The sequence below is a fragment of the Pseudochelatococcus sp. B33 genome (genome assembly GCF_053570585.1).
In genome coordinates this window covers 67,248-93,454 of the sequence record NZ_JBSEFH010000015.1, presented here as the reverse complement: position 1 = coordinate 93,454, position 26,207 = coordinate 67,248, and the positions used below count along the sequence as shown (strand labels likewise).

25 protein-coding genes and 1 pseudogene are annotated in these 26,207 nt (G+C 64.9%); 11 read left to right on the top strand and 15 right to left on the bottom strand.

What is annotated here, in order from left to right; genetic code table 11:
- Positions 1-99 precede the first annotated feature (99 nt).
- The 3 genes from ACUSIJ_RS17480 to ACUSIJ_RS17470 are packed head-to-tail and all read right to left on the bottom strand — an operon-like array spanning position 100 to position 2,871.
- The gene (locus ACUSIJ_RS17480) at positions 100-846 is read right to left on the bottom strand and encodes an ABC transporter ATP-binding protein (RefSeq protein WP_449309697.1); all 747 of its coding nucleotides are present in this window, start codon (positions 844-846) and stop codon (positions 100-102) included.
- Between the two features lie 25 nt (positions 847-871).
- Positions 872-1,972, bottom strand: a complete 1,101-nt coding sequence (locus ACUSIJ_RS17475; RefSeq protein WP_449309696.1) for an ABC transporter substrate-binding protein — start codon at positions 1,970-1,972, stop codon at positions 872-874.
- Between the two features lie 20 nt (positions 1,973-1,992).
- On the bottom strand, positions 1,993-2,871 hold the full coding sequence (locus tag ACUSIJ_RS17470; RefSeq protein WP_449309695.1) for an ABC transporter permease: 879 nt from the start codon (positions 2,869-2,871) through the stop codon (positions 1,993-1,995).
- Between the two features lie 174 nt (positions 2,872-3,045).
- Here ACUSIJ_RS17470 and ACUSIJ_RS17465 point away from each other — a divergent pair, with 174 nt between their 5' ends.
- From ACUSIJ_RS17465 to ACUSIJ_RS17445, 5 genes are all read left to right on the top strand, one after another.
- Entirely contained in the window at positions 3,046-4,620 is a 1,575-nt protein-coding gene (locus ACUSIJ_RS17465) for a CoA-transferase (RefSeq protein ID WP_449309694.1), read from the top strand.
- Between the two features lie 104 nt (positions 4,621-4,724).
- The gene (locus tag ACUSIJ_RS17460; RefSeq protein WP_449309693.1) at positions 4,725-5,825 is read left to right on the top strand and encodes a LacI family DNA-binding transcriptional regulator; all 1,101 of its coding nucleotides are present in this window, start codon (positions 4,725-4,727) and stop codon (positions 5,823-5,825) included.
- 200 nt (positions 5,826-6,025) lie between these two features.
- The gene (locus ACUSIJ_RS17455) at positions 6,026-6,190 is read left to right on the top strand and encodes a hypothetical protein (RefSeq protein ID WP_449309692.1); all 165 of its coding nucleotides are present in this window, start codon (positions 6,026-6,028) and stop codon (positions 6,188-6,190) included.
- Between the two features lie 272 nt (positions 6,191-6,462).
- A complete protein-coding gene (locus ACUSIJ_RS17450) occupies positions 6,463-7,806 on the top strand; it encodes an ADP-ribosyltransferase (RefSeq protein ID WP_449309691.1) in 1,344 nt (447 codons plus the stop codon).
- A 22-nt stretch (positions 7,807-7,828) separates the two neighbouring features.
- The gene (locus ACUSIJ_RS17445) at positions 7,829-8,293 is read left to right on the top strand and encodes a hypothetical protein (RefSeq protein WP_449309690.1); all 465 of its coding nucleotides are present in this window, start codon (positions 7,829-7,831) and stop codon (positions 8,291-8,293) included.
- A gap of 6 nt (positions 8,294-8,299) precedes the next feature.
- Here the strand turns inward: ACUSIJ_RS17445 and radC are convergent, their stop codons facing one another.
- Positions 8,300-8,998 (bottom strand): RadC family protein, encoded by a 699-nt coding sequence (gene radC, locus ACUSIJ_RS17440; protein WP_449309689.1) that lies wholly within the window; start codon positions 8,996-8,998, stop codon positions 8,300-8,302.
- Positions 8,999-9,102: 104 nt separating this feature from the next.
- A complete protein-coding gene (gene map, locus ACUSIJ_RS17435; RefSeq protein WP_449309688.1) occupies positions 9,103-9,930 on the bottom strand; it encodes a type I methionyl aminopeptidase in 828 nt (275 codons plus the stop codon).
- Between the two features lie 205 nt (positions 9,931-10,135).
- On the opposite strand from map, the gene ACUSIJ_RS17430 reads away from it, so the two are divergent.
- Positions 10,136-10,990 (top strand): FkbM family methyltransferase, encoded by an 855-nt coding sequence (locus ACUSIJ_RS17430; protein ID WP_449309687.1) that lies wholly within the window; start codon positions 10,136-10,138, stop codon positions 10,988-10,990.
- Between the two features lie 30 nt (positions 10,991-11,020).
- On the opposite strand, the gene sfsA is transcribed toward ACUSIJ_RS17430, so the two are convergent.
- The 5 genes and pseudogenes from sfsA to ACUSIJ_RS17405 all read right to left on the bottom strand — a co-directional run bounded on the left by sfsA (position 11,021) and on the right by ACUSIJ_RS17405 (position 16,773).
- A complete protein-coding gene (sfsA, locus tag ACUSIJ_RS17425) occupies positions 11,021-11,761 on the bottom strand; it encodes a DNA/RNA nuclease SfsA (RefSeq protein ID WP_449309686.1) in 741 nt (246 codons plus the stop codon).
- Positions 11,762-12,618: 857 nt separating this feature from the next.
- A pseudogene (locus ACUSIJ_RS17420) lies at positions 12,619-14,061 on the bottom strand (DEAD/DEAH box helicase); the annotation flags it as partial.
- A gap of 216 nt (positions 14,062-14,277) precedes the next feature.
- Complete coding sequence (trpC, locus tag ACUSIJ_RS17415; protein WP_449309685.1) at positions 14,278-15,090, bottom strand: indole-3-glycerol phosphate synthase TrpC; 813 nt, start codon at positions 15,088-15,090, stop codon at positions 14,278-14,280.
- Complete coding sequence (gene trpD / locus ACUSIJ_RS17410) at positions 15,087-16,112, bottom strand: anthranilate phosphoribosyltransferase (protein WP_449309684.1); 1,026 nt, start codon at positions 16,110-16,112, stop codon at positions 15,087-15,089. Before trpD ends, trpC begins: the two co-directional genes overlap by 4 nt.
- Before the next feature lie 52 nt (positions 16,113-16,164).
- Positions 16,165-16,773, bottom strand: a complete 609-nt coding sequence (locus ACUSIJ_RS17405; protein ID WP_449309683.1) for an anthranilate synthase component II — start codon at positions 16,771-16,773, stop codon at positions 16,165-16,167.
- A gap of 323 nt (positions 16,774-17,096) precedes the next feature.
- On the opposite strand from ACUSIJ_RS17405, the gene ACUSIJ_RS17400 reads away from it, so the two are divergent.
- Positions 17,097-17,321: a hypothetical protein gene (locus ACUSIJ_RS17400; RefSeq protein WP_449309682.1), complete on the top strand. Its 225-nt coding sequence runs from the start codon at positions 17,097-17,099 to the stop codon at positions 17,319-17,321.
- Between the two features lie 123 nt (positions 17,322-17,444).
- Here ACUSIJ_RS17400 and ACUSIJ_RS17395 read toward each other — a convergent pair whose 3' ends face one another.
- Entirely contained in the window at positions 17,445-18,617 is a 1,173-nt protein-coding gene (locus ACUSIJ_RS17395) for a patatin-like phospholipase family protein (protein ID WP_449309681.1), read from the bottom strand.
- Positions 18,618-18,832: 215 nt separating this feature from the next.
- A complete protein-coding gene (locus ACUSIJ_RS17390; protein ID WP_449309768.1) occupies positions 18,833-19,348 on the bottom strand; it encodes a DedA family protein in 516 nt (171 codons plus the stop codon).
- 205 nt (positions 19,349-19,553) lie between these two features.
- Between ACUSIJ_RS17390 and pdxY the strand changes: the two genes are divergently transcribed.
- Together pdxY and ACUSIJ_RS17380 are read left to right on the top strand one after the other, a co-directional pair.
- Positions 19,554-20,402: a pyridoxal kinase PdxY gene (gene pdxY / locus ACUSIJ_RS17385; protein WP_449309680.1), complete on the top strand. Its 849-nt coding sequence runs from the start codon at positions 19,554-19,556 to the stop codon at positions 20,400-20,402.
- A gap of 119 nt (positions 20,403-20,521) precedes the next feature.
- Positions 20,522-21,235 (top strand): NUDIX hydrolase, encoded by a 714-nt coding sequence (locus ACUSIJ_RS17380; RefSeq protein WP_449309679.1) that lies wholly within the window; start codon positions 20,522-20,524, stop codon positions 21,233-21,235.
- 31 nt (positions 21,236-21,266) lie between these two features.
- On the opposite strand, the gene ACUSIJ_RS17375 is transcribed toward ACUSIJ_RS17380, so the two are convergent.
- A complete protein-coding gene (locus ACUSIJ_RS17375) occupies positions 21,267-21,659 on the bottom strand; it encodes a hypothetical protein (RefSeq protein ID WP_449309678.1) in 393 nt (130 codons plus the stop codon).
- A 160-nt stretch (positions 21,660-21,819) separates the two neighbouring features.
- Entirely contained in the window at positions 21,820-22,116 is a 297-nt protein-coding gene (locus ACUSIJ_RS17370) for a hypothetical protein (RefSeq protein WP_449309677.1), read from the bottom strand.
- 415 nt (positions 22,117-22,531) lie between these two features.
- On the opposite strand from ACUSIJ_RS17370, the gene cysS reads away from it, so the two are divergent.
- Complete coding sequence (gene cysS, locus ACUSIJ_RS17365; protein ID WP_449309767.1) at positions 22,532-23,983, top strand: cysteine--tRNA ligase; 1,452 nt, start codon at positions 22,532-22,534, stop codon at positions 23,981-23,983.
- Between the two features lie 104 nt (positions 23,984-24,087).
- Here the strand turns inward: cysS and ACUSIJ_RS17360 are convergent, their stop codons facing one another.
- The gene (locus ACUSIJ_RS17360; protein ID WP_449309676.1) at positions 24,088-24,696 is read right to left on the bottom strand and encodes an LOG family protein; all 609 of its coding nucleotides are present in this window, start codon (positions 24,694-24,696) and stop codon (positions 24,088-24,090) included.
- A 217-nt stretch (positions 24,697-24,913) separates the two neighbouring features.
- Here ACUSIJ_RS17360 and ACUSIJ_RS17355 point away from each other — a divergent pair, with 217 nt between their 5' ends.
- A complete protein-coding gene (locus ACUSIJ_RS17355) occupies positions 24,914-26,149 on the top strand; it encodes a LysM peptidoglycan-binding domain-containing protein (RefSeq protein WP_449309675.1) in 1,236 nt (411 codons plus the stop codon).
- Positions 26,150-26,207 lie beyond the last annotated feature (58 nt).

The following is a 26,207-nucleotide window of genomic DNA, read 5'->3' as shown; positions in this document are numbered from 1 at the left end:
CTCACGTAGCGTTGGCTGCTAACCCAGGCCCAAACCAGCAGTATGACGATCGGAAGTAGGAGTCTCGTCCAGATAGTCAAGTTGATCTACCTCTGCCGTCTAAATTATCAGCCGGCTGAGCTCGCCCCGAAGGTTCTGAAACTCCGGTTCGCGCTTCAGGTCGCTGGTCCGTGGATGGGAAAATGGAACGTCGAGAATCGCAGCGATTCGCCCAGGATTGCGGCCAAGAACAACGACACGATCTCCCAAAAACAGAGCTTCCTCAAGGTCGTGCGTAACGAACATCGAAGTCATCTGAGTTTGTTCGCAAATGTTGAGAAAGTGAATCTGAAGTTTTTCCTTTGTCATGGCATCCAGGGCGCCATACGGTTCATCCATGAGTAAAACCTGGGGATTAACCGCAAGGGCACGGGCCAAGTCGACGCGTTTTCTCATGCCTCCGGACAACTCGCGTGGAAAGGCATTCGGCACAGCTTCGAGTTCGACCATCGAAAGAACCTCCTGAACGCGTTTGGCGATCGCGTTCTTGGATAGGCCTTTTATCTGGAGGCCGTACTCCACGTTGGCGCGAACGCGCATCCATGGAAAAACGGCGTCATCTTGAAACACCATCACCCTGTCGGCTCCCGGGCCGGTGATTGGCTTGCCGTCGATGCGTATCTGCCCCGATGACAGGCCGACCAGCCCGGCAACCGCATTGAGCAACGTCGATTTTCCGCAACCGCTGGCTCCGATCAGGCAAACGATTTCACCTTTCGATATCTCCATTCGGATGTCGTTGAAGATCCGGTGACTGCCAAAAGAAACCCCAACGTTATCGATCTCTATCTTGGGCGGCGATTGCATATGGATCCCACAGTTGCCTAGAGTTTCACTTGAGAGGTGAGTTAACCCATGAAACAAGGTCATCTCGTTTTATAAAATTTTTAAACATTTCTTCTTCTATATTGTATTTTCCCGATGAAAAATCGGATGGAAGATTCTCCGCATTCTGGCGTGAATAATAATCGATAGAGTTTTTCCAGTAAACATCCGAGTCAGGGTTGAAGAACGTTTCCGCAGCCTCCTCAGCCGTTGGATGGTAGAGAAGGGTCAAAATGTTCTTCACCTCATCATCGGTAAACGAAGCTGCGGCGTGCGCGTTTATGAGTTTGGTCCAAATGGGAACGGTGCGCTCCGGCTGCTCGTGGAGATAGCGGATGGTCCGATAGGCAATCGCCGTCAGTTTCATCACTGTCTCCTGATTCTGTTCGATCCACGGTGCAAGGCCAACAGTCGATGAGAACCACAATCCCGCCGGTCCCAGTACTTCGTGGCCACCCGCGGCCGTATATCTATCTGGCTGACTGAGAAGCTTTGCTTCTTGAGGAAGACTGCCCATGTAGTAGTCGCCCACCCCTGTTTCGAAGGCGAGTGCTGCCTTCGCATCATCGGGAAACTCCGCGACCTTTACGTCGTCGAGCGTCATACCTGCCTGATCCAACGCGGCCTTTACCAGGGGAAGAAAGTTCGTCGGATTCACGACGAACGTCTTGCCGCGAAAAGATTCGAGAACCTGTTTCTTGGCCTCTTCTGGCGTGAGCTTGCCTACGAGAGAGGCGTAAGTTTCGGCGCTTCCTGTGCGCCCGACCACGATGAAACCCTTGAACTGATCAAGCACGATCCATGTTCTGAGGTCTGGCACCTGTTTAAAGAATGGGAAAGCGCCTACCTGCGAGGAAGCTGCGAGATCCAGGCTTCCCTGTCTCAATGCCGCAACGCCGTTGGCACCCGAATTGACGCTGACCGGCTCGATGGAGATGCCCTGCTCTGCGTCGAGGCCGAGTTCGCGAGCCACAGCCCATATCTGATAGTCGAAGAAGGGCGGTATACCGATCCTGACAGTCTTTACGTCTTGAGAGAAGACGTATGTTGTTGAACTAAACACTAGTAGCATCAATGACAGAATTAATCTCAATGCCGGAATTTTCATAGTGTTACCCTCTGTTGTTTTCATTTTGATCCGAGAACGATTGCGACTGCCCCCACCTGTGTGTTGCGTTGTGTCCATTTGGTAAGCGGCTTTTGCACAGCCACGATCACGGCATCCAGAGCCACGGCCAACAATGCGTAGATGATGATGATCCCGATGATCGCAGCTGTATCCAGGTACTGGGACCGGATGATCATGAGATAACCAAGGCCCGTCTGAGCACCAATATATTCTGCCGCGACGTTGCGCCCCCATGCTCCCGCTGCGGCAGCCCGCACCGCTCCCATCAGATGCGGAAAGATCGCAGGCAGGATTATGGTTCGATAGATCAGCATCCGTCTGGCGCCAAGCGTAAGGGCAGCCTTGATGTATATAGGGGGCACGTTTTTGACTGCCTCGATTGTCACCAGACCGATGAGGATCGAGGTGCCGAACATGATGATGGCGATCTGAGGCATCCGTCCCAGGCCAAACCAAAGGACGAAGAGCGGGATAAGCGCGAACGTCGGTACGGGGCGTAGAAAATCGAGAATGACGCTCAGCAACTCTCTTGCGATTTTGCTGTAAACGATGAATAACCCCAACCCGAGCCCAAGCAAGCTTCCGCCTAAGAAACCTACCAATGTCATGGTGACGCTTGACGCCAGCGCTTCGGGAAGCTGCGGCGCCATCTGCTGCATTGAGCGCCATATATCGGCGGGTGATGGAACGAAAATGGGATCTGCCAGCTGGGCACCAGTGGTAAATATCCAAACCGCAACCAGCGCTACGGGTACCACAAACTGGGTAAGGGCAGAGTATGCCGGCAAGGTTTTTCCCACCCGCGCTTGCCAGGGCCGTTCGACAGGCGCGTCATGACCCGCACCATCAAAGCTATGTTGAGGGCTGTTTGAGCGCAAGGCATCATTCTCCCGTGGTCTTCTATAACGTTCCCTTCGATCATAATTCGATCTGGATTTTTTTTTATATAACGTTAAACATGGTGCTTGTCACTGCTTATTTTCATCCGCCGTGCGGAACTCCCAGCTGCGCACGGCGGGTTGTTCGGCACGCAACCGAGGAAGGAATCAGGAATGAGCAAGCTTATTACCGTGGAGGAAGTGGCAACGTATGTCGGACCAGGTGCCAGGCTTGCAATTCCTGGAAATGCCTCGATCCTTGTTCCGGATGTGCTGCTGAGCGGCGTCGAGAAAAGATTCCTGGAAGAAGGTCGTCCCCACGGCATCAAAGCATTCCTTCCTTGCACGTCGAGTCTCGGACCGGGAACGGGATTGGACCGCCTTGCCCATGAGGGGCTTCTGATGGAGATCGTGGCCGCAAGCTACCCGATCTATCAGGGCTCTCCGATCGTTGATCTTGTGAAAAGAAACGTTGTGAAGGCCTGGAACGTTCCGATGGGAGCATTGTATGCACTGCTGCGTGAAATCGGTGCAGGCAGGCCTGGATTGTTGACCAAGGTCGGTCTTGGAACCTTTGTCGATCCTGCTGAGGAGGGCGGACGGCTCAATGAAGTTACAACAGAAAATTTCGCGCACCGCATCAAGTTCAATGACGAGGACTTTATTTTTTATCCGTCTATTCCGCTGGATGTGACCTTCCTGAAGGCCTCTACTGCAGACGAGATCGGAAACATAGCCTTTGATCGGGAGCCACAAACGCTAGGTTCGTTCAATCTCGCGCTGGCCACAAAAGCGAGTGCTGGAAAGGTGTTCGTGCAGGTTGATCGCGTTGTTGCCAAAGGCACGCTCGATCCAAAGCTGGTGAAGATTCCAGGCGCCCTCATTGACGGCGTGGTCCTGGCGCCCTCCGCCCCGCAATCGGCTGCCTCCATTTACGACCCCACGGTCAGCGGAGAGGTAAGGGGAATCCTGCCCCGCAGCTTCGATATGCCGGGCCCGGAGCGGGCTATCCTACAGCGTGCCGCCGGGTGCCTGCGAAAGGGTTGGCTCATCAATCTCGGAGTTGGTCTGGGGGCTGACCTGCCGAAGATTCTTCATGAGTCCGATCGGGAGAATGCGGTCACCGTCACCACCGAGCATGGTGTGTTTAACGGCTTACCTGATCAGCAGCCGTCTTTCGGTGCCCACAAGAACCCCGACGCCATCTTGGACGCCACCGAGATGTTTGACGTGTATGATGGCGGATTGCTCGATGCAACGTTCCTGGGCATTGCCCAGATCGATCAGCTAGGAAACATCAATGTGAGCAAATTTTCCGGTCGGATCATGGGATGTGGCGGTTTCATCGATATCACGCACAAAACCAAGAACCTTCACTTCTGCGGTCTGTTCAGTGCCCACGGGCTGCGCGAGAGGGTCGAAGACGGGAAGCTGATCATTGAGAATGAAGGGAAAATCAAGAAGTTCGTTTCGGCAGTCGAGCAGGTAACGCTGAACGGAAGACAGGCGCTGTCGCGTGGTCAGTCGGTTACCGTGATCACAGAGCGTGTCGTGCTAAAGCTGACGGGCGAGGGGTGGCAGATCGTTGAAATCGCGCCCGGCGTGGATCTCGAGCGGGATGTTTTTCCCATGATGGACTTCCGGCCTCTGGTGGCTGATAAGCTTGAGCTCTACCCCGAGGCTGTGATGCGCCACGATCCGGCTGGACTGGGTCTTTGGCTTGACAGAACGTGGGGCCAGACAGTTTGACTTTACACAAGCTGATATCCTAATAGGAGCGTCCACCAGCCGCTGAGCGTGTCCCAACGGTTTGACGGTGGACGCTTCATTTTCACAAGGAGTGGAATCTGTTCATGCGAGACAGCGACCCGTCCGTGACCATATTGGACGTGGCGGAGTTGGCTGGTGTATCAGCGACGACCGTCTCAAACGTCGTGACCGGAAAGTACTCGAAAATGAGCCCGGAGACGAGGCTCCGCGTCGAGGAAGCCATCGCAAAGCTCAAATATCGCCCCAATATTGGTGCGCGAGCTTTGCGGCATTCGGCAAATTTTGCCGTCGGTCTAATCATTGTCGATACCTCGCCGGAGTTTCTGATGCATCCGGCCCATGCGCATATCGTATCGGGCCTCAGCAATGGCCTGAACAGTGAAGGCTACAGCATCGTCCTTCAAGGCGTCATGCAGAGAAACCTGGCATCCGCCCTGTCGATCCAGAACAGGTCGACCGATGCGATATGTGCGATCCTTTCCGGCCCCTACGAGGAGCGGATGCATGACATCAAAGTGCTCCAGTCTGTGGGCCAACCCATTGTTCTGTTTCACGAAAGGCTTCAGCGGATACCGGCCGACATGCTCATTGTGCGGGCCGATGAATACGGTGGGGCGGAAACGCTGGCCCAGCATATGATAGACAACGGGTGCGAGCGCCTGGCTTTGCTTGTTCCCTCGACCGACTGGCCGGCGAACTCCGAGCGTGTGTCCGGTGTAAAGTCGGTCGCCAAGAATGCAGGACTCCCGCAGCCTCCCATCATCCACTGCGGTGACGGACGTTTCGAAGCGACTCAGAAAGCCGTGGCGGCCTATATCGAGCAGAACGAATTGCCGGATGCTTTCATGGCCATGCAGGACCAGATAGGCATCGCTGCGATGCTTTACCTCAAGAGCATTGGAATTAGGGTGCCCGAGGATATCAAGATAACCGGATTCAATGCATTCGAATTCTGGAAATATACAGAACCGGTCCTTACTACAATCCGTTCGCCGGCTTATGAGTTGGGGCACATGGCGGCACAGCATATAATCAGCAGGCTAAAAACAGGCAGCTTTTCGGCCCAAGAGATCGTTGCCGCGGTGCAAATGGTGGAAGGTGGCACAACAGTTTGCACGCCAAAGAAAGGGCCGCAGAGCAAACGCCGGAAGGGCTCCTTGTCCAAGGAAAGGGACCTTGCGTGAATGGCCTGACGCCTGAACGTGGTGATGGCCGTTTACGACGTTAGCCGCATTAACTCATCTTCAGTGGCCGGCGCTCCCAATCCCGACACCGCAATCGAAAGGCGAGAAGCGTTCTCAACGGTAAGCGATGGCCGTGTGGCTGTCATCGAGGATGTGGATCTTCGCCATCTCCCTAGCTGAGGTGCTGTCGCGGGCGGGGGTTGCCGCGCGGCCTGCATGACGCGTGCGGCAACGATGAGACCCGCTACCTTGACCCGCTCGACGTTATCGCCGACAGCCGCCGCACGCGGGCGGAAGACCTGCTGGCGCCGTGGCGCGGGGAAGAGAGCGTCGAGTTGGCGTTCTGGGAGCGCACCTATTGGTGAGGCTCGCCTCCGCCGTCAGGCCACGACACACGTCTTGAAATGCGGCGGTGCCGTGAAGTCGCCACAATAAAAAATGGAATAGAACTTAGTTATATTTAACATAGATTGCATTATACTATGTATAAATTCAAAATATATAAAAATATTCGAAAATTATAAGCGAATAATAATATCCATATGGAATTTATTTGACAATATTAATTTGTAAAATACGACCGATCGCCATACAATCATCTTTATTATGCAAAGATTTCTCGCGTGCGGATGTTGTCATGACCAGTTTCAGGGACAGTGCCTGGACGACCAATGCGGCTTTCTTCCGGAGACCAGCCCTGGAATCGGACGAGCGCACGCTGGTTCGGTTCCGAGGCGAGGCGGATGGTTCTGTCGGCCATCTTGCCGCAACGCCGGGAAATACAAAAAGAGAGGTGTTGTGGCTGGCCGGCAGCAAGGAAGATCTCATCCGGATCCTGAAGCAGGGTATCGGTACGCAATCCCCCAGATGCAGGGAGTTTCTGAGCCGGGTAGATGCGGCTTTTGCCGAGGGGAATGAAGCGAAACTCAACTACAAGGAAGTGAGCTACCTGCGGACGGAGGCGAAGAAACTTTACGGGCAGCGTATGGCGGCGCACAGGTCAGCCGGTACGTCGGCGACATCGACGACGGCAAAGCCGGCGTTCTCCCAGTTCATATCGGACATCGCCAGCCGGGCGGGGGCCATTCCGACCGACAGGATCAAGGATTGGCAGGAAAAAGCGGGCCTCTACCTGAAAGTGGGGGAGGTTGACGGCGTCAAGGGGCGTTTTTCCGATCTCGGCGTGTCGGGTGAGAATGGAGAGCCCCGCCGTTTTGTGGACACGAACGAGGAATACGCGCCGGCTACGTTTACCGTTCTCTACGACGAATCTCACCTCGAAGAGAGGTTGGTGGCCGGAAAAACCGAGGCGGAATTCGACAAATACAGCGAATACAAAGACACGAAGGGGGAGCATCCCGAGCTGACGACGGCGAAAAGAGACTCTGCGGAATATCAGAGACTGAAGGCTTTCGAGGATGCCGTCAAAGCGGATGAGGCCCACGTGAGCATACTTGAGGACTATACGGGCGGGCTTTATAGTGTGGCTAATGCGGCCTTGCGGGCCGGGGCGGAGACGCCGGAGGCCATCGCCGGATTGGCCGTGTATACACTCTGGAAAGCGGATCGCTCCAATGCTGAACCTGCCGACGTAACCCGGCGTATTGCGGCGGCGCGCGCAGCCTTCGATGCGGTCGCTGTCGAGCTGCCGAAGAACATAACCCTGCATCGCGCCCTGGAATCGAGTTCCAGCTTCCCCGAGGGCGCGTTCGACAAACTTGCGGGCACGGTGCTGCAGGATCCGCCGTTCACCAGCACCTCGTATGGCGAGGCATCTGCCAGCCGTTTCGGCTTCATGCCCATCCAGCTGCACCTGCACGTCACGGAGGGCGTCAGGGGCGTGCCGGCCAAGCCGTTCAGTCTGAATCCGGCTGAAAATGAGATCATCCTTGCGCCAAACACGCGGTTTCTGGTGTTGGGCATAACCGTCGATGAGGATGGCAAGCACCATGTCGATATGGCCGTATTGCCAAACGCATGACGTCGGCCGGACGAAGGGAGAAATGGTGAGTACCCACAACGATAATCCGGACCGCGAGGAGGAGGACCCGCTCCTGCAGGTGCTGCGGCTTGGGGCGAGCGGCCGGATCTGGCTCAACGCGGCGCGCGTTGTCGATCGTATCGTGCACGAGTTTGTGCGCGACTTGCTCGGCCAGCTCGAAAACCGCGACACATTCGCGGACTGGCTTTCGCAGGAGGCCCGGCGCCTCAACGATCTTTTCCTCGGCATCGTGCCGTCGGAAGCCTATGCCACCGGCCCCTGGAACGCGCCCGACCAGTGCGGCCGCTATGTCCTGCGCACGCTCGGCATCGACGGCGAGCCGGAAACTGCCGTGCGGGACGCCTTCGTACTGCTGGCCTCCCGGATCGTCGATCTCGTCGCGACCTCGGATTTCGACGCCGAAGCGCTCAAAGGGGAAATCGCGCCCGTCACGCGCGCGCTGGTCGGAACGGCCGAGATCGCCTGACGGCTCCTACATCACCCCGAGCCCGCGCAGGCTCGCGTGGCCGCTGCGGCCGACGATTACGTGGTCGTGCACCGCGATGCCGAACGGCGTCGCGATGTCGACGATCTCGCGCGTCATGCGGATGTCCGCCGATGAAGGGGCGGGGTCGCCGGAGGGATGGTTGTGGACGAGCACGATCGCGCTTGCCGACAGCTCCAGCGCCCGCTTGACCACCTCGCGCGGGTAGACGGGGGTGTGGTCCACGGTGCCCGTCTGCTGCACCTCGTCGGCGATGAGCTGGTTGCGCTTGTCGAGGAACAGCACGCGGAACTGCTCCTTCTCGGCGAAGGCCATGCTGGCGCGGCAGTAGTCGAGCACCGCCGTCCACGAATCGAGCACCGAGCGGCGCGCGATGGCGCCGCGCGTCATGCGGACGGCGGCGGCCTCGATCAGCTTGATGTCGGCGATCACGCCCGCACTGATGCTCGCCGTCTCCTGCAGCAGGTTTTCGGGCGCGGCGAGCACTTCGGCGAAACTGCCGAAACGCCGGATCAGGTCCTTGGCGATCGGCTTGACGTCACGGCGCGGAATGGAGCGGAACAGCACCAGCTCCAGCAGCTCGTAATCGGCGAGCGCATCGGCGCCTGCCTCGCGGAACCGCTTGCGCAACCTGTCGCGGTGGCCGTGGAAATGCGGTGCGTCGTCGGACTTGTCCCGCCCGGTCATGAAAAGGTGCTCTGATCAGGATGAAAGCAGGATACCCGAATAACACATTGTCTGTCGTGAATGTACGCGCGCCCGCGGGGACGTCCCGAAGCGGCAGGGGGTGGTCAGCCGCCTGCGGAAAACGGCGGATGATGCCGGCCAGCCAGGGAATAGGTGAAGACCTCGCAGCCGTCCTCGGTCACGCCCAGCGTGTGCTCGAACTGCGCCGTGAGCGACCGGTCGCGGGTGACCGCGGTCCAGCCGTCCGGCAGCACCTTGACGTGCGGACGGCCGAGATTGATCATCGGCTCGACGGTGAAGATCATGCCCGGCTGCAGCCGCACGCCCTCGCCGCGCCGGCCGTAGTGCAGCACGCTCGGCGCCTCGTGGAACGAGCGCCCCACGCCGTGGCCGCAGAAATCCCGTACCACCGAGCAGCGCTCGCCCTCGGCGAACTCCTGGATGGCGGCGCCGACATCGCCGAGCGTGGCGCCAGGCTTCACCTCCGCGATGCCGCGCATCAGGGCTTCATAGGTCACTTCGACGAGCCGCTGCGCCTTGCGCGAGACTTCGCCGGCGAAATACATGCGGTTCGAATCGCCGTACCAGCCGTCGACGATGAAGGTCACGTCGACATTGACGATGTCGCCCTCCTTCAGCGGCTTGTCGTTGGGCTGCCCGTGGCAGACGACGTGATTGACCGACGTGCAGCACGAGTAGCGGTAGCCGCGATAGAGCAGGGTCGCCGGCAGATAGCCGCGCGACTCGCCATATTCGAACACGAACGCGTCGATCTCCGCCGTGGTCACGCCCGGCCTGATGAGGTCCGTGAGCCGATCGAGGCAGTCGGCCGCCGCCTGCCCCGCCTTGCGCATGCCAACGAAGGCGTCCGATCCGTAGATGATGATGTCGCTGGACCGGCGTGAGACCACAGCAGCGTCGAATTCGTTCATGAGAAACCTGTTCGAACTCCGTAAAACAGGCTTTCCAATGTAAGCGAGACTGCGCAGCATGCAAGTCTTATGACGATGGGCGCCGGCGGACCGGCCGGCGCGATTCGTCGTCTTTTGAGCGAATTCCGGTCGATCGGCGATTCCGGCCGCAGGACAGGCGCTCTGGGACTGGCATAGGCGCCTTGCGCCGTGTAATGATCGGATCATGGTGACAGACGTGATCTCTCAAGCCCTGCCCTCGGAAGCGGCGCCTTTCGGCGCCTACGCGCCCTCGCGCTTCGTCCGCGCGGCCCTGTCGCTGACGGGCACCCTGCCCGATACCTGGACGGGGCGGCGGGCGGCGTTCTTCCTGCGCAATCTCGTGCTGCGCAGCCTCGCCGGCCGGCCGCTCGACATCGAGGCGCTCGGCGCGAAGATGCGCATCAAGCCCTACAACAACATCTCCGAAAAGAAGGTGCTGTTCACGCCGCAGTATTTCGACGCCGAGGAACTGGCGATCCTGCGCCGCTACATCGGGGACGATTTCGTGTTTCTCGACGTCGGCGCCAACGCCGGCTTCTACGCGCTGCATGCCGCTGCCCACGCGCGCGGGCGGGCGCGCATCCTCGCCATCGAGCCGCAGCCGGAGATCTTCGACCGCCTGGTGTGGAACATCGGCGTCAACCGCTTCGGCACCGTCAAGGCGATCGCCTGCGCGCTCGCCGACCGCGCCGGCGAGGTGACGCTGTTCCTCGATCCGTCCAACATCGGCCAGGCGAGCATCCGTATCGTCGGTTCGGCCAATGCGCCGACCCTGCGCGTGCCGGCGAAAACCATGCTCGACGTCATCCGCGACGAGCGCTTCGATCATGTCGACGCCATCAAGCTCGACGTGCAGGGGGCGGAGGACCTCATTCTGGAGCCGTTCCTCGCAACCGCGCCCGAGCGCCTGCTGCCGCGCCTCGTCATCCTCGAGAACAGCGAGAGCCGCTGGCAGACGGATCTGCATGCGCTGCTGAGAAGCCATCGCTACCGGGAGATCACCCGCACGCGCCTCAACGCCGTCTATACGCTCGGCTGACGGAGCTGCTTTCGGGAAGGACCGTGCCGGTCAGACGGCGAAGGGCACCGCTCCCGCGATCGTGATGCCGGCGGCGACCGCTTCGCCGCCCGGCTCCAGCAGGCAGGCGTAGGCGATGCTTTCGACGCCGCGCGCCGCCGCGCGGGCATGGCCCGCGGCGTAGACGGGGTCGATATCGGCCGCGAGCGCGAAGCCGTCCGCTGGCATCTGGATGACGAAGAGCATCACCGCGCGGCTGCCTGCCTCCACCACGTCCCCGAGCTCCTCGAGATGGCGCGCCCCGCGCGCCGTCACCGAATCGGGAAACTCCGCGAGGCCGGGGCGGCGCATCAGGTGGACGTTCTTGACCTCCACGTAGCAGGGCGGGCGGTCCGGCGCCTCCAGCAGGATATCGACGCGGCTCGCCGTGCCGTAGCGGCCGTTGCCGTAGCGCACCTCGCGCCGCAGCGATGCGTAGCCGGCCAGTTCCGGTATCAGGCCGAGGCCGATCGCCTCCGCCGCAACGGTGTTGGGATGGGCGGTGTTGATGCCGACGATGCGCGGCTCGCTGCCGAACCGGGCCTCGACCATCTCCCAGGAGAGCGGCAGCTTGCGATTGATGTTGGCGGAGCGCGACAGCCAGACGCGGTTGCCGGGCGCGGTCAGCCCGAGCATCGCGCCCGGATTGGCGCAATGGGCGGTGACGACTTCGCCGCCCACCTCGACATCGGCGAGGAAGCGCTTGTAGCGGCGCACGAGCCGCCCTTCGATGAGGGGACCGGTGAAGCGCATCGCAACCGTCCGGATCAGGCGTCCGACGGTTGGGCGCCGGCGAGTGACAGGCCGTCCGCCGACGGCGTGGACGACCCCTCGTCCGTGCCGGCTGCGTCGGCGGTTCCCTGCCCGGTTTCGGCCGCTGCCTTTTTGCGCGGCCTGCGGGTCGCGGGCTTCTCCTGCGCCCCGGCCTCGGCGGTCGCGGCCTTTTGCCGCGTCGCGCGCTTGCGGGCCGGCTTCTCGACGGGTGCAGCTTCCGCTGCCGGTTCGTGTGCCGGTTCGGCGGAAGCCGCTTCGGAAGTCGCCGCTGTCTTGGATGTGGTCTTGGACGAGGTGGTCTTGGTCGAGGTACTTCTGGGCTTGCGCGCCCGCGCGGGTTTCACCGGGGCCGCCGCGTCGTCGGCCGGCGCGGGCTCATCCGCGTTCCCCGCCTCCGGAGCGGCCGGCGTCGCCCCGGCCTCGGCCTCGGCTTTGGGGGCCGCCTTCCTGGTGCGCTTTCTCGCGGGCGTTGCCGGAGCCTCCTGTGCCGCCGGCGCTGCCTCGGCTGCCGCCTTCTTGCGGGTGCGGCGCGCCGGCTTCGCCGGCTGCTCCTCCGCCGCCTCGGGGGCGGCGGGCGCCGGCGTTTCGGCCGCGGGCTCGGGCTGCGGCTCTGGTGCGGCTTTGGGCTCGGGTGCTGCCGCCTCCGCGGGGGGCTGCGGCGCGGTCGCGTCCCGGCTGTCCGCGGGTGTGGTGATGTCGATGGTCCGCTTCTTGCGGCTGCGCTTGCGAGCGGGGCCGGACTCGCGCGCCTGCGCCTTGTCGGAGGCTTCCTGCGCGGTGGCGTCGTCCGTCACCGGCGGCTCGATATCGTCGAACTCGTCCGGGTCGAGGTTGTCGGACGGCGGACCCAGCACGACCTTCTGCAGCAGGAACGCCGGGATGTGATCACCGAAGCCGACCACGGGCAGGTCGTCGTCGTGCCGCGCGCGGCTGTGAACGGGGCGGTCTCCGGCGCGCACCGGTTCATGACGGGCCGGCCGCTCCCGTGAGGCATTGCTGCTGCCGCGCGCTTCCTCGGCGCGCGGCGTGCGCCGGTCGGCGCGGGGCTCGCGCCGGTCCCGCCTGTCGCGTCCCTCGCCACGCGAGGCGCCGCGTCTGCGCTCCCGGCGGGGCTCGGAATGGTCGAGATCGGGCTGCTCGGCGAGGAGTTCGTCGAGTGTCGGGCCGTCCCATTCGATGGACTTGCCGGTCAGCGCCTCGATGGCCGCCAGCGCCTTGACGTCGTGGCTGGTGACGATGGAGGCGGCGTATCCCGCGCGCCCGGCGCGGCCGGTGCGGCCGATGCGGTGCACGTAGTCCTCCGGATGGAAGGGCACGTCGAAGTTGAACACGTGGCTGACCTCGGGAATATCGAGGCCGCGCGCGGCGACGTCGCTCGCGACGAGCAGCGATGCGCCGCCGTTGCGGAACTTGTCGAGCGCCTGCATGCGCGAGAGCTGGTCCATGTCGCCGTGCAGCGCCACGACGTTGAAGCCGTGCTTCTCCAGCGACCGGTAGAGGATCGCCACGTCGCGCTTGCGGTTGCAGAAGATGATGGCGTTCTGCAGATCCTGCGCGTTGCGGATGAGCCGGCGCAGCACATCGCGCTTGCTGTGCGCCTCGGCGCCGGACGCGACGAGCCGCTGGGTGATGGTGCTCGCGGTCGATGCCGGGCGCGCCACCTCGACCTTCACCGGGTTCGAGAGGAAGGCCTCCGTGAGGCGCTGGATCTCGGGCGGCATGGTGGCCGAGAAGAACAGCGTCTGACGCGTGAACGGCACCATCTTGCAGATGCGCTCGATGTCGGGGATGAAGCCCATATCCAGCATGCGGTCGGCCTCGTCGATGACGAGCACCTCGATGCCGGTGAGCAGCAGCTTGCCGCGCTCGAAATGGTCGAGCAGCCGGCCGGGCGTGGCGATGAGCACGTCGACGCCGCGGGTGATCTTGGCGTCCTGATCGGCGAAGGACACGCCGCCGATCAGAAGCGCCACCGAGAGCTTGTGGTTGGCGCCGAGCTTGACGAAGCTCTCCTCGACCTGGGCGGCGAGTTCGCGCGTCGGTTCCAGAATGAGCGTGCGCGGCATGCGCGCCCGGGCGCGGCCGGTTTCCAGCCGGTTGAGCATGGGCAGCGTGAAGGCGGCCGTCTTGCCGGTGCCCGTCTGGGCGATGCCCAGCACGTCGCGCCGCGCCAGCGCGGGCGGAATGGCTTGCGCCTGAATGGGTGTGGGTGAAGTGTAGCCCGCGGCCGCGACCGCTTCCAACACCTTCTCGCTCAGACCGAGTTCCGAAAACGACATTGCATTCCGTTAAAGAGGCGCCGGGAGATGGAATAGCAATCTCCAACGGCGGCGCGGGGCATGACAGCCCAACCCTGGATGGGGAACACCCCACATCCTCGGGCGGAACATAGAAGTTTCCGATTCATTGTCAACGAATACGCGCCCCGCCCGACACATCCGGCAGGATTCGCGCCCATTTTCCGGGCGGCTGATGACTTTCGATCACGCTTTGTGTCAATTTCGGGGGCTCTCGGGCCCGCCGAACAGCAGCGCGTGCGTCGCTGCCTCCACGTCCGCATGGCGCATCAGGCTCTCGCCGACGAGAAAGGTGTCGATGCCCGCAGCCCGCAGCCGCGTCACGTCGGCATGGGTGAAGATGCCGCTTTCGCCCACCACGATGCGGTCGTCGGGCACGCGCTGTGCCAGCCGCTCGCTCACCGCGAGCGAGGTCTCGAACGTGCGCAGGTTGCGGTTGTTGACGCCGATGAGCGGCGTGTCGAGCGCGAGCGCGCGCTCACACTCCGCCTCGTCGTGCACTTCCGCCAGCACGTCGATGCCGACGTCGCGGGCGGTGGCGGCGAGCAGGCGCGCGGTGGCGTCGTCGACGCCGGCGAGAATGATCAGGATGCAGTCCGCGCCCCAGGCGCGCGCCTCGTACACCTGATAGGGATCGTAGAGAAAATCCTTGCGCAGCACGGGCAGGGGGGACGCCTCGCGCGCCGCCGACAGGTACGCCGGATCGCCCTGGAACGACGGCCCGTCGGTAAGCACGGACAGGCAAGTCGCGCCGCCCCTGGCGTAGGCGCGGGCGAGCTGGGGCGGGTCGAAGTCGGCGCGGATCAGCCCCTTGGAGGGGCTCGCCTTCTTGATCTCGGCGATCAGTGCCGGCCGCCCGTCCTCGAGGTGGCGGGAGATGGCGGCGACGAAGCCGCGCGGCGGTGGCGCCGCGGCCGCGCGCCGTTCGATCTCGCCCTGGGGCACGGCGGCCTTGGCGGCGGCGATCTCCTCGCGCTTGTAGGCTTCGATGCGGGCGAGAATGTCGCTCATGCCGGCGTTCCGTCGTTGGTGATGGCGACGAGCTTGTCGAGCGCGGCGCGCGCCTTGCCCGAATCGATCGCGCTTTCCGCGATGCGCGCGCCCTGCGCGATGTCGTCCGCCTTGCCGGCCACCACGAGGGCCGCCGCCGCGTTGAGCACGGCGATGTCGCGGTAGGGCGTCTTGGCGCCCGCGAGCACGTCGCGCAGGGCCTGCGCGTTGTGGGCGGGGTCGCCGCCGCGCAGGTCCTCGGGCCGCGCGGGCGCGAGGCCTGCCTCCGCGGCGGAGAGGGTGAAGCTGCGGATCCCGCCGTTCTCCAGCGCCACGACATCGGAAGGGGCGGCGGTGGAGAGCTCGTCGAGGCCGTCGCGGCCGTGCACGAGCCAGACGCGCTCCGACCCGAGCGCGCGCAGCACCTCGGCGAGCGGCGCGAGCAGCGACGACGAATAGACGCCGAGCACCTGCCGGCGCACGCCGGCCGGGTTCGACAGCGGGCCGATGATGTTGAACAGCGTGCGCGTGCCGAGCTCCACCCGCACGGGCGCGACATGGCGCATCGACGCATGGTGGTTGGGCGCGAACATGAAGCCCACCCCCGCCTCGCGGATGGCACGGGCGATGGCGGCCGGATCGTTGCTGAGCTGGACGCCGAGTGCCAGCAGCACGTCCGCCGCGCCCGACTTCGACGACGCCGCGCGGTTGCCGTGCTTGGCCACCGGCACGCCCGCCGCCGCCGTGACGATGGCCGCGAGCGTCGAGACATTGTAGCTGCCCGAATTGTCGCCGCCGGTGCCGACGATGTCCACGGCGTCCGCCGGCGCGTCCACCTTCAGCATGCGCGCGCGCAGCGCCTCGACCGCGCCGGTGATCTCGTCGATGCTCTCGCCGCGCACCCTGAGCGCCATGAGGAAGCCGCCGCCCTGGGCCGGCGTCACCTCGCCCGACAGCAGCGTGTCGAAGGCCGCGCGCGCCTCTTCCCGGCTGAGCGAAGCGCCGGCGGCGACCTTGGCGATGAAGGGCTTGAAAGCATCCATGTCAGCAGTCCCGAGTCAGCAGTCCCGATGGTTGATTGGCGCCGGAGGGCGGTCAGGCCGGCGCAAGCGCGCGGTGCCGGGCGTTCCAGTTGGCGGCGAGGTCCAGAAAATTGCGCACGATCGTCGTGCCGTGCTCCGAGAGAATGCTCTCCGGATGGAACTGCACGCCGTACACCGGCAGCTCCCTGTGCGACAGCGCCATGATGAGCCCGTCCGCTTCCGCCGTCACCGCAAGCGTGTCGGGCAGCGTGTCGCGTGCCACGATCAGCGAGTGATAGCGCGTGGCCTGGAACGGCCCGTTGATGCCGCGAAACAGGCCCTCGCCGCTGTGTTGCACGTCCGAGAGCTTGCCGTGCATGGGATGGGGTGCGCGCACCACCGCGCCACCATAGGCCTGCCCCATGGCCTGCATGCCGAGGCAGACGCCGAACAGCGGGATCTCGGCGCCGAGCCGGGCGATGAGGTCGAGGCAGATGCCGGCCTCGTTCGGCGTGCAGGGGCCGGGCGAGAGCACGATGGCGTCGGGCGAGAGCGCGTGCAGTCCCTCGACGGTGATGGCGTCGTTGCGGTGCACGGCGATATCGGCGCCGGCCGAGCCGATGAGATGAACCAGATTCCAGGTGAAGGAATCGTAGTTATCGATGAGCACGATGCGCGCCATGAGCGGTCTTTCCGTAGCGATCTTGCCGTAGCGATCTTGCCATAGCGATCTGGCGGTGGTGCCGGCCGGCGGTGCGACGATCGATGCCGCGCGGGCCGAAGAAATCTGTTACCGCCGCGCGCGCGGCACGGTCAAGCAATAATGGTCAAGCGATAGATGCAGGCCACGCGGGCGGGCACGGGAACGGCGGTGGTGCACGGGCGCACACGGACGTGACACGCCGGCACTCGCCTTGGCTGAAAAATGCTGTAAATTCCGGGCCGGACGTCATCTATTGATCGGGAATCGCGGCCCACCGCGCCGCCGGCAGTCGAGGAGACATCATGAAGAGAACCGGAACGGCGCTAGTCATCGCCATCCTTGCTGCCGCGGCCCTTGCCGGTTGTGCCCGCAGACTGCCGCCGGGCGTGCTCGAGGGCGGGTCGCACGTGCCGCCGCCGCCGTCCGAGCAGCACCGGGTGCCCTCGCGCCTGCAGGCGGAGACCGCCGCCCCCGCGCCGGCCGCGCCCGCCGCCGGGTCGGGGCTCAGCGCGCCCGCCGCGCGCTAAAGCATCAAACCAGGAAATGGGTCCTGTTTCTTGGATAAATTTGATGCGCAAGCAAAGGGATAGCGCGCCGGCACCGACTCGGATTCTCTGTCCGCCGCGCCAGCCGGCCTGCTCTGCTTCCGGTCAGGCGGTGTACTTGTGGTGTACGTCGTGCACCACGATGCCCGCGCCGGGCGGGGGCATTTCGAGCCACTCGCGCTGTTTCAGGGTGCGCCGCGTGTCCTCATAGCCGCTGTTCCAGTGCTCGCGCATCGAGGTGTCGGAGAATTCGTAGTCCTTGGCGTGCCCCTCATAGGCCTTCTGCTGGTAGATGAGGTGCAGGATGGTGATCTCGGGCAGGTCGCTGAGCTGGTGGCGCAGGTAGCGCTCGTCGTCGGTGAGGAACTCGTCCGGCACCTTTTCGAGCACTGCGTAGAGGCGCGTCTTCCACTCGTGCAGCCGGCGGTAGACATCGGTGGTGTAGCGGGTGCGCGAGGAATACATGATGTCCTTCTGCCGCTCCAGCACATCGAAGATGTCGCGCGGCAGGGGGCCGCGGGCGCTGTACAGATCCACCTGGAAGACCAGCGAGTTGAGGTGGTCGGACTGGTCGAGCAGATGCTGCAGCGGCGTGTTCGAGACGACGCCGCCGTCCCAGTAGAAATCCGTGCCGACCTTCTCCATCGGCAGCATCGGCGGCAGCGAGCCGGAGGCCATGACGTGCTCGGCGGCGATTTCCTCATACGCGTTGTCGAAATAGGTGAAGTTGCCCGTCAGCACGTTGACGGCGCCCACCGCGAAGCGCAGCTTCTGCTCGTTGATGAGCGAGAAGTCGACCAGGTCCTCCAGCGTCTCCTTGAGGGGCGTGGTGTCGTAGAAGCTCGTGGCCGTGGGCGCGCCCGCCGGGCTGAAGAGCGGACCCGGCACATGCGGCTTGAAGAATCCGGACACGCCGAACAGGTAGGTGAGCGCCGCGTTCGCCGCGTTGTGGGCCTGCCGGTAGATGTCTCCTTCCGGCAGCCAGAACCATATCCGGCGTTCCGTGATGCGTTCCCAGAAGGTGCGCAGCTTCGCCAGGCGCTGCCCGGGCGGGTTGCCGGCGATGATGGCGGCGTTGACCGCGCCGATGGAGACGCCGGACACCCAGTCCGGCTCGAGCCCGGCTTCGTGCAGGGCCTCGTAGACGCCGCCCTGGTATGCGCCGAGCGCGCCGCCGCCCTGCAGCACGAGCGCGACCCGGTCGCAACGGTCCGGCCGCCAGGGCACGGGGGTGCTGACGGGATCGGTCTTTCCGGAGGCGGGGGATCTGGCGTCCATCGAGCATGTCTCCTTTCGAGCCCTGCGTGCACGCATCCGCTCTCGCCGTCCGATCCACGCGAACGGCCGCAAATCCATACGGTCTGACCGGCGCGGGCCGCGTGCGCCCTGCGCCTGATGCATTCTTCCATACGCTTAACCGGCGCGTCATGCCAGTGACGCGCAGCAACACTTCGTGCAGAAGCGGTATGTCCGGGGTGCAGGCGGGCCGCCGGTCAGCCGAGGAAATGGCGCAGCACCGCCGCCGTCGGGGCGAGCAGCACGAAGGCCCACACCAGCGCGGACGCGACGTTGGCGAGCTGGAACGGGATCTGCCGCATGCCGAAGATGCCCGCGATGAGCGGCACCACGGCGCGCAGCGGGCCGAAGAACCGGCCGATCACGATGCTCCAGACGCCGAAGCGTCCGAAGAACGCGCGCCCGCGCTCCACCATCTGCGGATGGCGCGACAGCGGCCACACCTGCGTGGCGCTGTCCTTGAAACGGTATCCGACCCAATAGGATATCCAGTCGCCGGCCGCGGCACCGGCCGCCGCCGCGGCCCACACCGGCCAGAAGTCGATGCCCGCGGCGCCGATCAGCGCGCCAACCCCGATCAGGATCGCCCATCCCGGCACCAGCAGCGACAGGAAGGCGAACGACTCGGCGAACGCCACCGCGAACACCACCGGTGCGGCCCAGGCGGCATTATCGCGGGTGAAGGCGATGATCGTCTCGACGAAGGAAGCGATGGTCATGATGCGATGATGTCGGGTCTCGTGTGCCGGTTGCGCTCATGGTGGCGGAAAACGCGGGGGGTTGCGCAGGAGGATTGCCCCGGGATTGCCGGGGGATTGCGAAGAATGGACCATGGGCGTAAAAACTTTGCCTCCGGTTTTCCGGCGGTTGCCGCCGCCGGCCGCGTACGGAGCATCACCAGAAGGGATTCCAACCAGTATGAACGTACTCTCCATCCAGTCCCATGTCGCTTACGGCCATGTCGGAAATGCGGCGGCGATCTTCCCGATGCAGCGGCTCGGCGTCGAGGTGTGGCCGATCCATACGGTGCAGTTCTCGAACCATACCGGCTATGGCTCGTGGAAGGGGCGGGTGTTCGACGGCCATTCCATCGAGGATCTCGTCGAGGGCATCACCGAGCGCGGCGTGCTCGGCCGGTGCGACGGCGTGCTGTCGGGCTACATGGGATCGGCCGACATCGGCGCGGCCATCCTGTCGACGGTGACAAGGGTGCGGGCTGCGAATCCCGATGCGATCTATTGCTGCGATCCGGTCATCGGCGACGTCGACCGCGGCGTGTTCGTGCGCCCCGGCATTCCCGAGTTCATGCGTGACCACGCGCTGCCGGCGGCCGACATCATCACGCCCAACCATTTCGAGCTGGAGCACCTGACGGGCCGCACGGTGAACTCGCTGGACGCGGCGCGCGAGGCCATCGCCGCCGTTCACGACCGGGGGCCGCGCGTGGTGCTCGTCACCTCGTTCCTCTCCCGCGAGACGCCGGAGGGCAGCATCGACCTCATCGCCTCGGAGGGCGGGCAGCTGCATCGCGTGCGCACGCCGCGCCTGCCGATCACCGTCAGCGGCGGTGGCGACGTTACGGCGGCGCTGTTCTTCGTGCACTATCTCAAGAGCCGCTCGGCTGCGGCGGCGGTGGAGGCTGCGGCGGCATCGATCCACGGGCTGCTGCGCAGGACGGTGGAGCTCGGCGCGACCGAGATCGCGCTGATCGCGGCCCAGGAGGAGATCGTCGAGCCGTCGCAGCGCTTCCGCGCCGAGGCCGTGTGACCATCGGGCGGGAGGATTCGCTTCCGGCGCGTCATCCCGGCCGGTCTATCCCCGCCAGCCTTGCCGCTGTCGCACAATCTTTTCCGAAAGGCGGTATCCGTTTCGGAAAAGATCGTGCTTTGAACGGAGTTCTCGTGCGGATCGTTCCCGTGTGGCGCGTCGACGCCACGCTTGAGGCCGGGCCATGGCCGTGGGCCGAGCGCAACCGCGCCCGTATCGCCGCGAACTGGGACCGGCGGCGCATGCTGAAGCCCGCGCTGTTCAACGGCGTCGTGCTGGTGTGCACGCGCCGCGCCCTCGACGGCGAGGTTCTCGACGTGCGGTTTCGCGCGGCGGATTATGCCAGCTTCCTCGCCATGATGGATTTCGGATTTCCCGAGCCCGACGTCGGCAACTGCTTCGGCGCGGCCGTGCTGCGCGCGGCGGACGGCACCATCGTGCTCGGCGAGATGGCGGCGCATACCGCCAACGGCGGGCGGGCCTACTTTCCCGGCGGCAGCCTCGACCTCGAGGACGTGCGCGCCGACGGCAGCGTCGACGTCGGCGCTTCCATCCGCCGCGAACTGCTGGAGGAGACAGGCCTCGGGCCGGCCGATGTTTCCTTCGCGCCGGGGTTCACCGCCGTGATCGACGGTCCGCGCACGGCGCTGCTCAAGGAGGCGCGTTCGCCGCTCCCGGCGCCGGTGCTGCGCCAGCGCATCGAGGCCTTCATCGCCGGAGAGGCGGAGCCGGAACTCGCCGGCGTCCGCCTCGTGAGGTCGCCCGCCGACGTCGACCCCGACATCATGCCGGCCTATGTCGCCGGCTTCGTGCGCGCGGCATTCCCTCCATAGCGTTTTCGAGCGAAAATGCTCCGGTAGAGGATCAGACCGGATAGCCGAACTGGCGCTTGGTGGCGTTGAGCGAGGCGATCGCGGCTGCATCGTTGCCGGCGATGCAGGTGGCGGCGGCGCTGGCGAGCTGCGGCGCGATCCGGTCGTAGACCGACTGGCTGAGGAAGCCGGTGCGCACGTCACGGTCGATGAGGTTGCGATAGGCGACGATCGGCGTGCCGCAGGAATGCTGCGACAACGCGGCGGTGTCGAGCGGCGCGGCGTAGACCGTGCCATCGGCCTGGACAGGGGCGTTCTGGGTGGTGTTGCACGCCGCAACCGTCAGCGCGGCGCCGGCCGCTGCCGCGAGCGCAACCGTGGTGCGGGCGGCAGGCCGACGAAACTTGCTGCGCAGATCTGCGCGGATGGTCGAAGATGGCTTCACGGAAATCTCCCCCGGACAATGGCTGACACATGCTTCGGACGACACGTCACCCGCGTGACGGATCGGGCCGCATTCAGCGCGGCAAAATCGCCAAAACCGCCGCTCCCGTCAACCGGGCGGCTCCGTCCCGGTGCGGGACGGACGCAGCGGGCCGAGAACGTCAGTGGTCGCAGGTGATGGCGATCGCGTCGGTGAGCGTCCGGCTGTCCTTGGCCTCCATGACGCGCAGGTCGGACGCGTGATGATAGCCCTGCGCCACGCACCAGGCGTTGGCCACCTGAACCGAGCACGCGTCGCCGCGCGTCAGGCACTCCGCCACGCCGTAGCCGTCCCGGGCCGAGATCAGGAAAGTGGGCTTGCCATCCGGGTCGGTCCCGCCGGCGAGCGAAGGACCGGCGACGGCCGCGGCAAGGATGAGCGCCGACGCGAGCGCGAAGGCGGAGATCGTGCGAATCATGGTCGTCTGCTGCATTCAGGAATCGATTGCGGGAGCGGATCGCCGCTGCTACGCCCGGCGCGCGGTCCCATATTGGCTGGGGAGGATGAAGAAAGTTTGAATGACGCGACACCGGCAGCCGCGGGGAGGGGATCCCGCCGCCTTGCCGCTACTCTTGACGGATTCGCGCGCGCAAGGCAAATACCGCGTTCGCATACGAATGCCCCCGGCGCATGTCCTGTGACAGGGAGCGCGACAGGCCGCGTGCGAGGACCGGCCGGGGCCGCCCTGTCTCATGGAGGCCGGCGCGCCGTCCCGGTGCCGGAGCGCTTTCCGATCGACCGGAATGCGCTCAAAGGGAAGGGAAGAGGGTTTCACCGTTTCCGTGAAATCTTCTAACGAGGAACGACGGATGTCGCGCGAGCCGGACAGGTCATTGGGACTGAGGTTCTACAATACGCTCACCCGCACCAAGGAGGACTTCGTTCCCGTCGATCCGGGCGCGGTGCGCATGTATGTCTGCGGCCCGACCGTCTACGACTACGCCCATATCGGCAACGCGCGCCCGGTGATCGTTTTCGACATGGTGTTCCGCCTGCTGCGCCATGTCTATGGCGCGGGGGCGGTGACCTACGTGCGCAACTTCACCGACGTCGACGACAAGATCAACGCCCGCGCGGGACGCGATTTCCCCGATCTGCCGCTGAACGAGGCGATCCGCCGCGTCACCACGACGACGGAAGCGCAGTACCGCAAGGACACCGCGGCGCTGGGCGTCATCGAGCCGAGCGTCGAGCCGCGCGCCACCGAGCATATCGCCGAGATGCGCGACCTGATCGAGCGGCTGATCGCGCGCGGCTTCGCCTATGTGGCGCAGGACCACGTGCTGTTCTCGGTACCGGCCATGGAGGCGGCGGCGCAGGCGCCGGGCCACAGGCTGCCGCGCTACGGCGCGCTGGCGCGCCGCTCGCTCGACGACATGCTGGCGGGCGCACGCGTCGATGTCGCGCCCTACAAGCGCGACGCGATGGATTTCGTGCTGTGGAAGCCCTCGAACGAACACGAGCCGGCGTGGCCGAGCCCCGGCGGCATCGCGCGGCCGGGCCGGCCGGGCTGGCACATCGAGTGCTCGGCCATGAGCTGGCGCCATCTCATCGAGAATTTCTCGGGCCGGCTGCGCTGCGACGATCCCGCCGCCGCCGAGACCTTCGACATCCACGCCGGCGGCATCGATCTGGTGTTCCCGCACCACGAGAACGAGATCGCCCAGACCTGCTGCGCGCTCGATACGCCGCGCATGGCCAACTACTGGCTGCACAACGGGCTGCTGCAGGTGGAGGGCGAGAAGATGTCGAAGTCGCTCGGCAACTTCATCACCATCAACGACCTCTTGGAGAAGGACGTGTTCGGCGGCCGCGCGTGGCCCGGCGCGGTGCTGCGCTTCGCCATGCTGCGCACCCACTATCGCCAGCCCATCGACTGGACGGTGAAGGGGCTGGAGGAGAGTGCGGCCGTGCTCGGCGGCTGGGCCCAGGCGCTGGCGGGGGTCGACGCCGCCGATGCGCCGCCGGATGAACTGCTGGAGGCGCTGGCCGACGACCTCAACACGCCGAAGGCGATCACCGTGCTGCACGGTCTCAAGTCGGCCGGCAGGCTGGCGGAGCTGAAGGCCGGCGTGGGCCTGCTGGGGATAGACCTGTCGCCGTTCGTCAAGACCGCCCGCAGCGACGCGCCCGACGCTGCGGCCATCGAGGCGGCCATCGCCGCCCGCGCCGTCGCCCGCGCGCAGAAGAACTGGGCCGAGGCGGACCGTATCCGCAAGGAACTCGCCGATCAGGGAATCACCCTGATCGACAACAAGGACGGCACCACGAGCTGGGAGACATAGCAGTTTGCAGTCAATTTGACCGTCAAATCGAATGCAAGTTGCGGAAAAATATGGAATCGAGAGCACCGGTTCCGATGGAATCAGAACCGGTGCTCTCGCCTGATTCAGAACCGCTGGCCGATGGCGGCTGCTTCCGGGGCGGCCTCGGTCTCGGCGGCGCGGCGCGCGGCGGTGATGAGCATCGGCACGACGTCCTGCGCCTTCTCCGCCACGAGATAGGCGATGTCGAGACCCGGGCGGATGAAGCCCGCGAGATTCATGTGGGCGAACAGCGACAGCAGTGGACGCCAGAAGCCCTGGCTGTCGAGGATGAGGATCGGCTTCTTGTGGCGGCCGAGCTGGGCCCAGGTGAGTTGCTCGACGAGCTCCTCGAGCGTGCCGATCCCGCCCGGAAGCGCGACGAACGCGTCGGCACGCTCGAACATCAGCCGCTTGCGGGTGTGCATGTCGGGGACGATGATCGTTTCCTGAACGTCCTTCAGCAGGCTCTCGCGCTGCTTGAGGAAGTCGGGAATGATGCCGGTGACCTCGCCGCCCGCCTCCAGCACGGCGCGGGCGGTTGCGCCCATGAGGCCGATGCTGCCGCCGCCGTAGATTAGCCGGATGCCGGATTTGGCCATGGCCGTGCCAAGAGCGACGGCTTCCTCGGTGAAGACCGGGTCGCTGCCGTTGGACGAGCCGCAGTAGACGCAGATGGATCGAATCATGCTCATGCCGGAAGATGTGAACTGCCGCCGGGATCGGGTCAAGACGCTATGTTCGCGATCCCCGGCGTCCTCTCCCGGCCCCGGCCCGGAAGCTCGATCCCATGTTGCGGATGTCACGATAAACCTTTTTTGTGACATGGCTTTCGTCGTCACGCGACAAATGTCGGGCGGCGGTATATAACCGCTGGTAGTATCCTGTTTCATGCGGAAAGGGCTGCGTGGAATGGCCACGTCGAAAAATATACAACTGGCGCTCATCGCTGTCGGCGCGGCTTTGCTGACGGGGGCGGTCGTTGTGTTCGGCCTGCCGCCGCGCGATGCCGCCGTGACCTCCGCCCCGCCCGCCGGTCGGCCCGCCGTTGCCCCCGGCACGGCGGCCCCGCCGCCGGGCTCCGTCGCGGCCACCGCGCCGGCCACCGCCTCCGGGACCGGAGCGGATGCCGCCCGCGACCCGTCCGCCGCTCCGGCGGACGGCGCGGCGCCGCCCGCCTTCGACGTCGTGCGCGTGAGCCCGGAGGGCGATTCGGTGATCGCCGGCCGCGCCACGCCCGGCAAGACGCTGGAACTGCTCGTCGACGGCCGGGTGCACGACAAGGTCGATGTGCCCGAATCGGGCACGTTCGCCCTGACGCCGCCGGCGCTGCCGCCGGGCGATCACGAACTGACGCTGCGCGAGGTCGGCGAGGATGGGGCGGACACGGTGTCGCAGCAGTCGGTGACGGTGGTGCTGTCACCCGACCGCACCTCGCCGCCGGTGGTGGCGCTGACCGAGCCGGACAAGCCCACGGCCCTGCTGTCGAGCGGCGGCGTCGTCGCCCGCGAGCTGAACGGCACGCCGGAAGCCGACGTCATCGCCCAGGCCGCGCCGGGGGACGACAGCACCGCCGCGCCGGCCGAAACGCCCGCGCCCGCAACGGCCGCCGCGCCGCCTGACAATGTCGTGATCGCCACCGTCGAGGCGGAGGCGGGCAGGCTCTACGTATCCGGGCAGGCCCCGCCGGGCTCGTCGGTGCGGCTCTATCTCAACGACACGTTCCTTGCCCAGGGCACGGCCTCCGACGGGGCCGGGGTGTCGTTCCGGATCGATTCGGGCATCCCGCCCGGCGACTACCACGTCCGGCTCGATCAGGTGACGCCGGACGACGGCAAGGTGCTGTCGCGGGCGGAAGTGCCGTTCTCGATGCCGGAAGCGCCGCTGGAGGAGCCGTCGGCCACCGCCGGGGCGCCGGGGCCGCGCGAGGCGGATGACGGCTCGCACGTCGTCGTCGTGCCCGAGGTGCGCGCGGTGCGTGTCGAGCGCGGCGACACCCTGTGGCGCATCAGCCGCCGCGTCTATGGACGCGGGGTGCGCTATACGGTCATCTACGACGCGAATCAGGAGCAGATTCGCAATCCGGACCGGATCTATCCGGGCCAGTTGTTCGTGCTGCCGGGAGAGCCCGGAGGCATCAGCAGGTGAGCACGGCCGGAGGGAGGCGCCGGAGGAGCGTTCTCGGGGAGCGTGCCGCGCCTGGGGG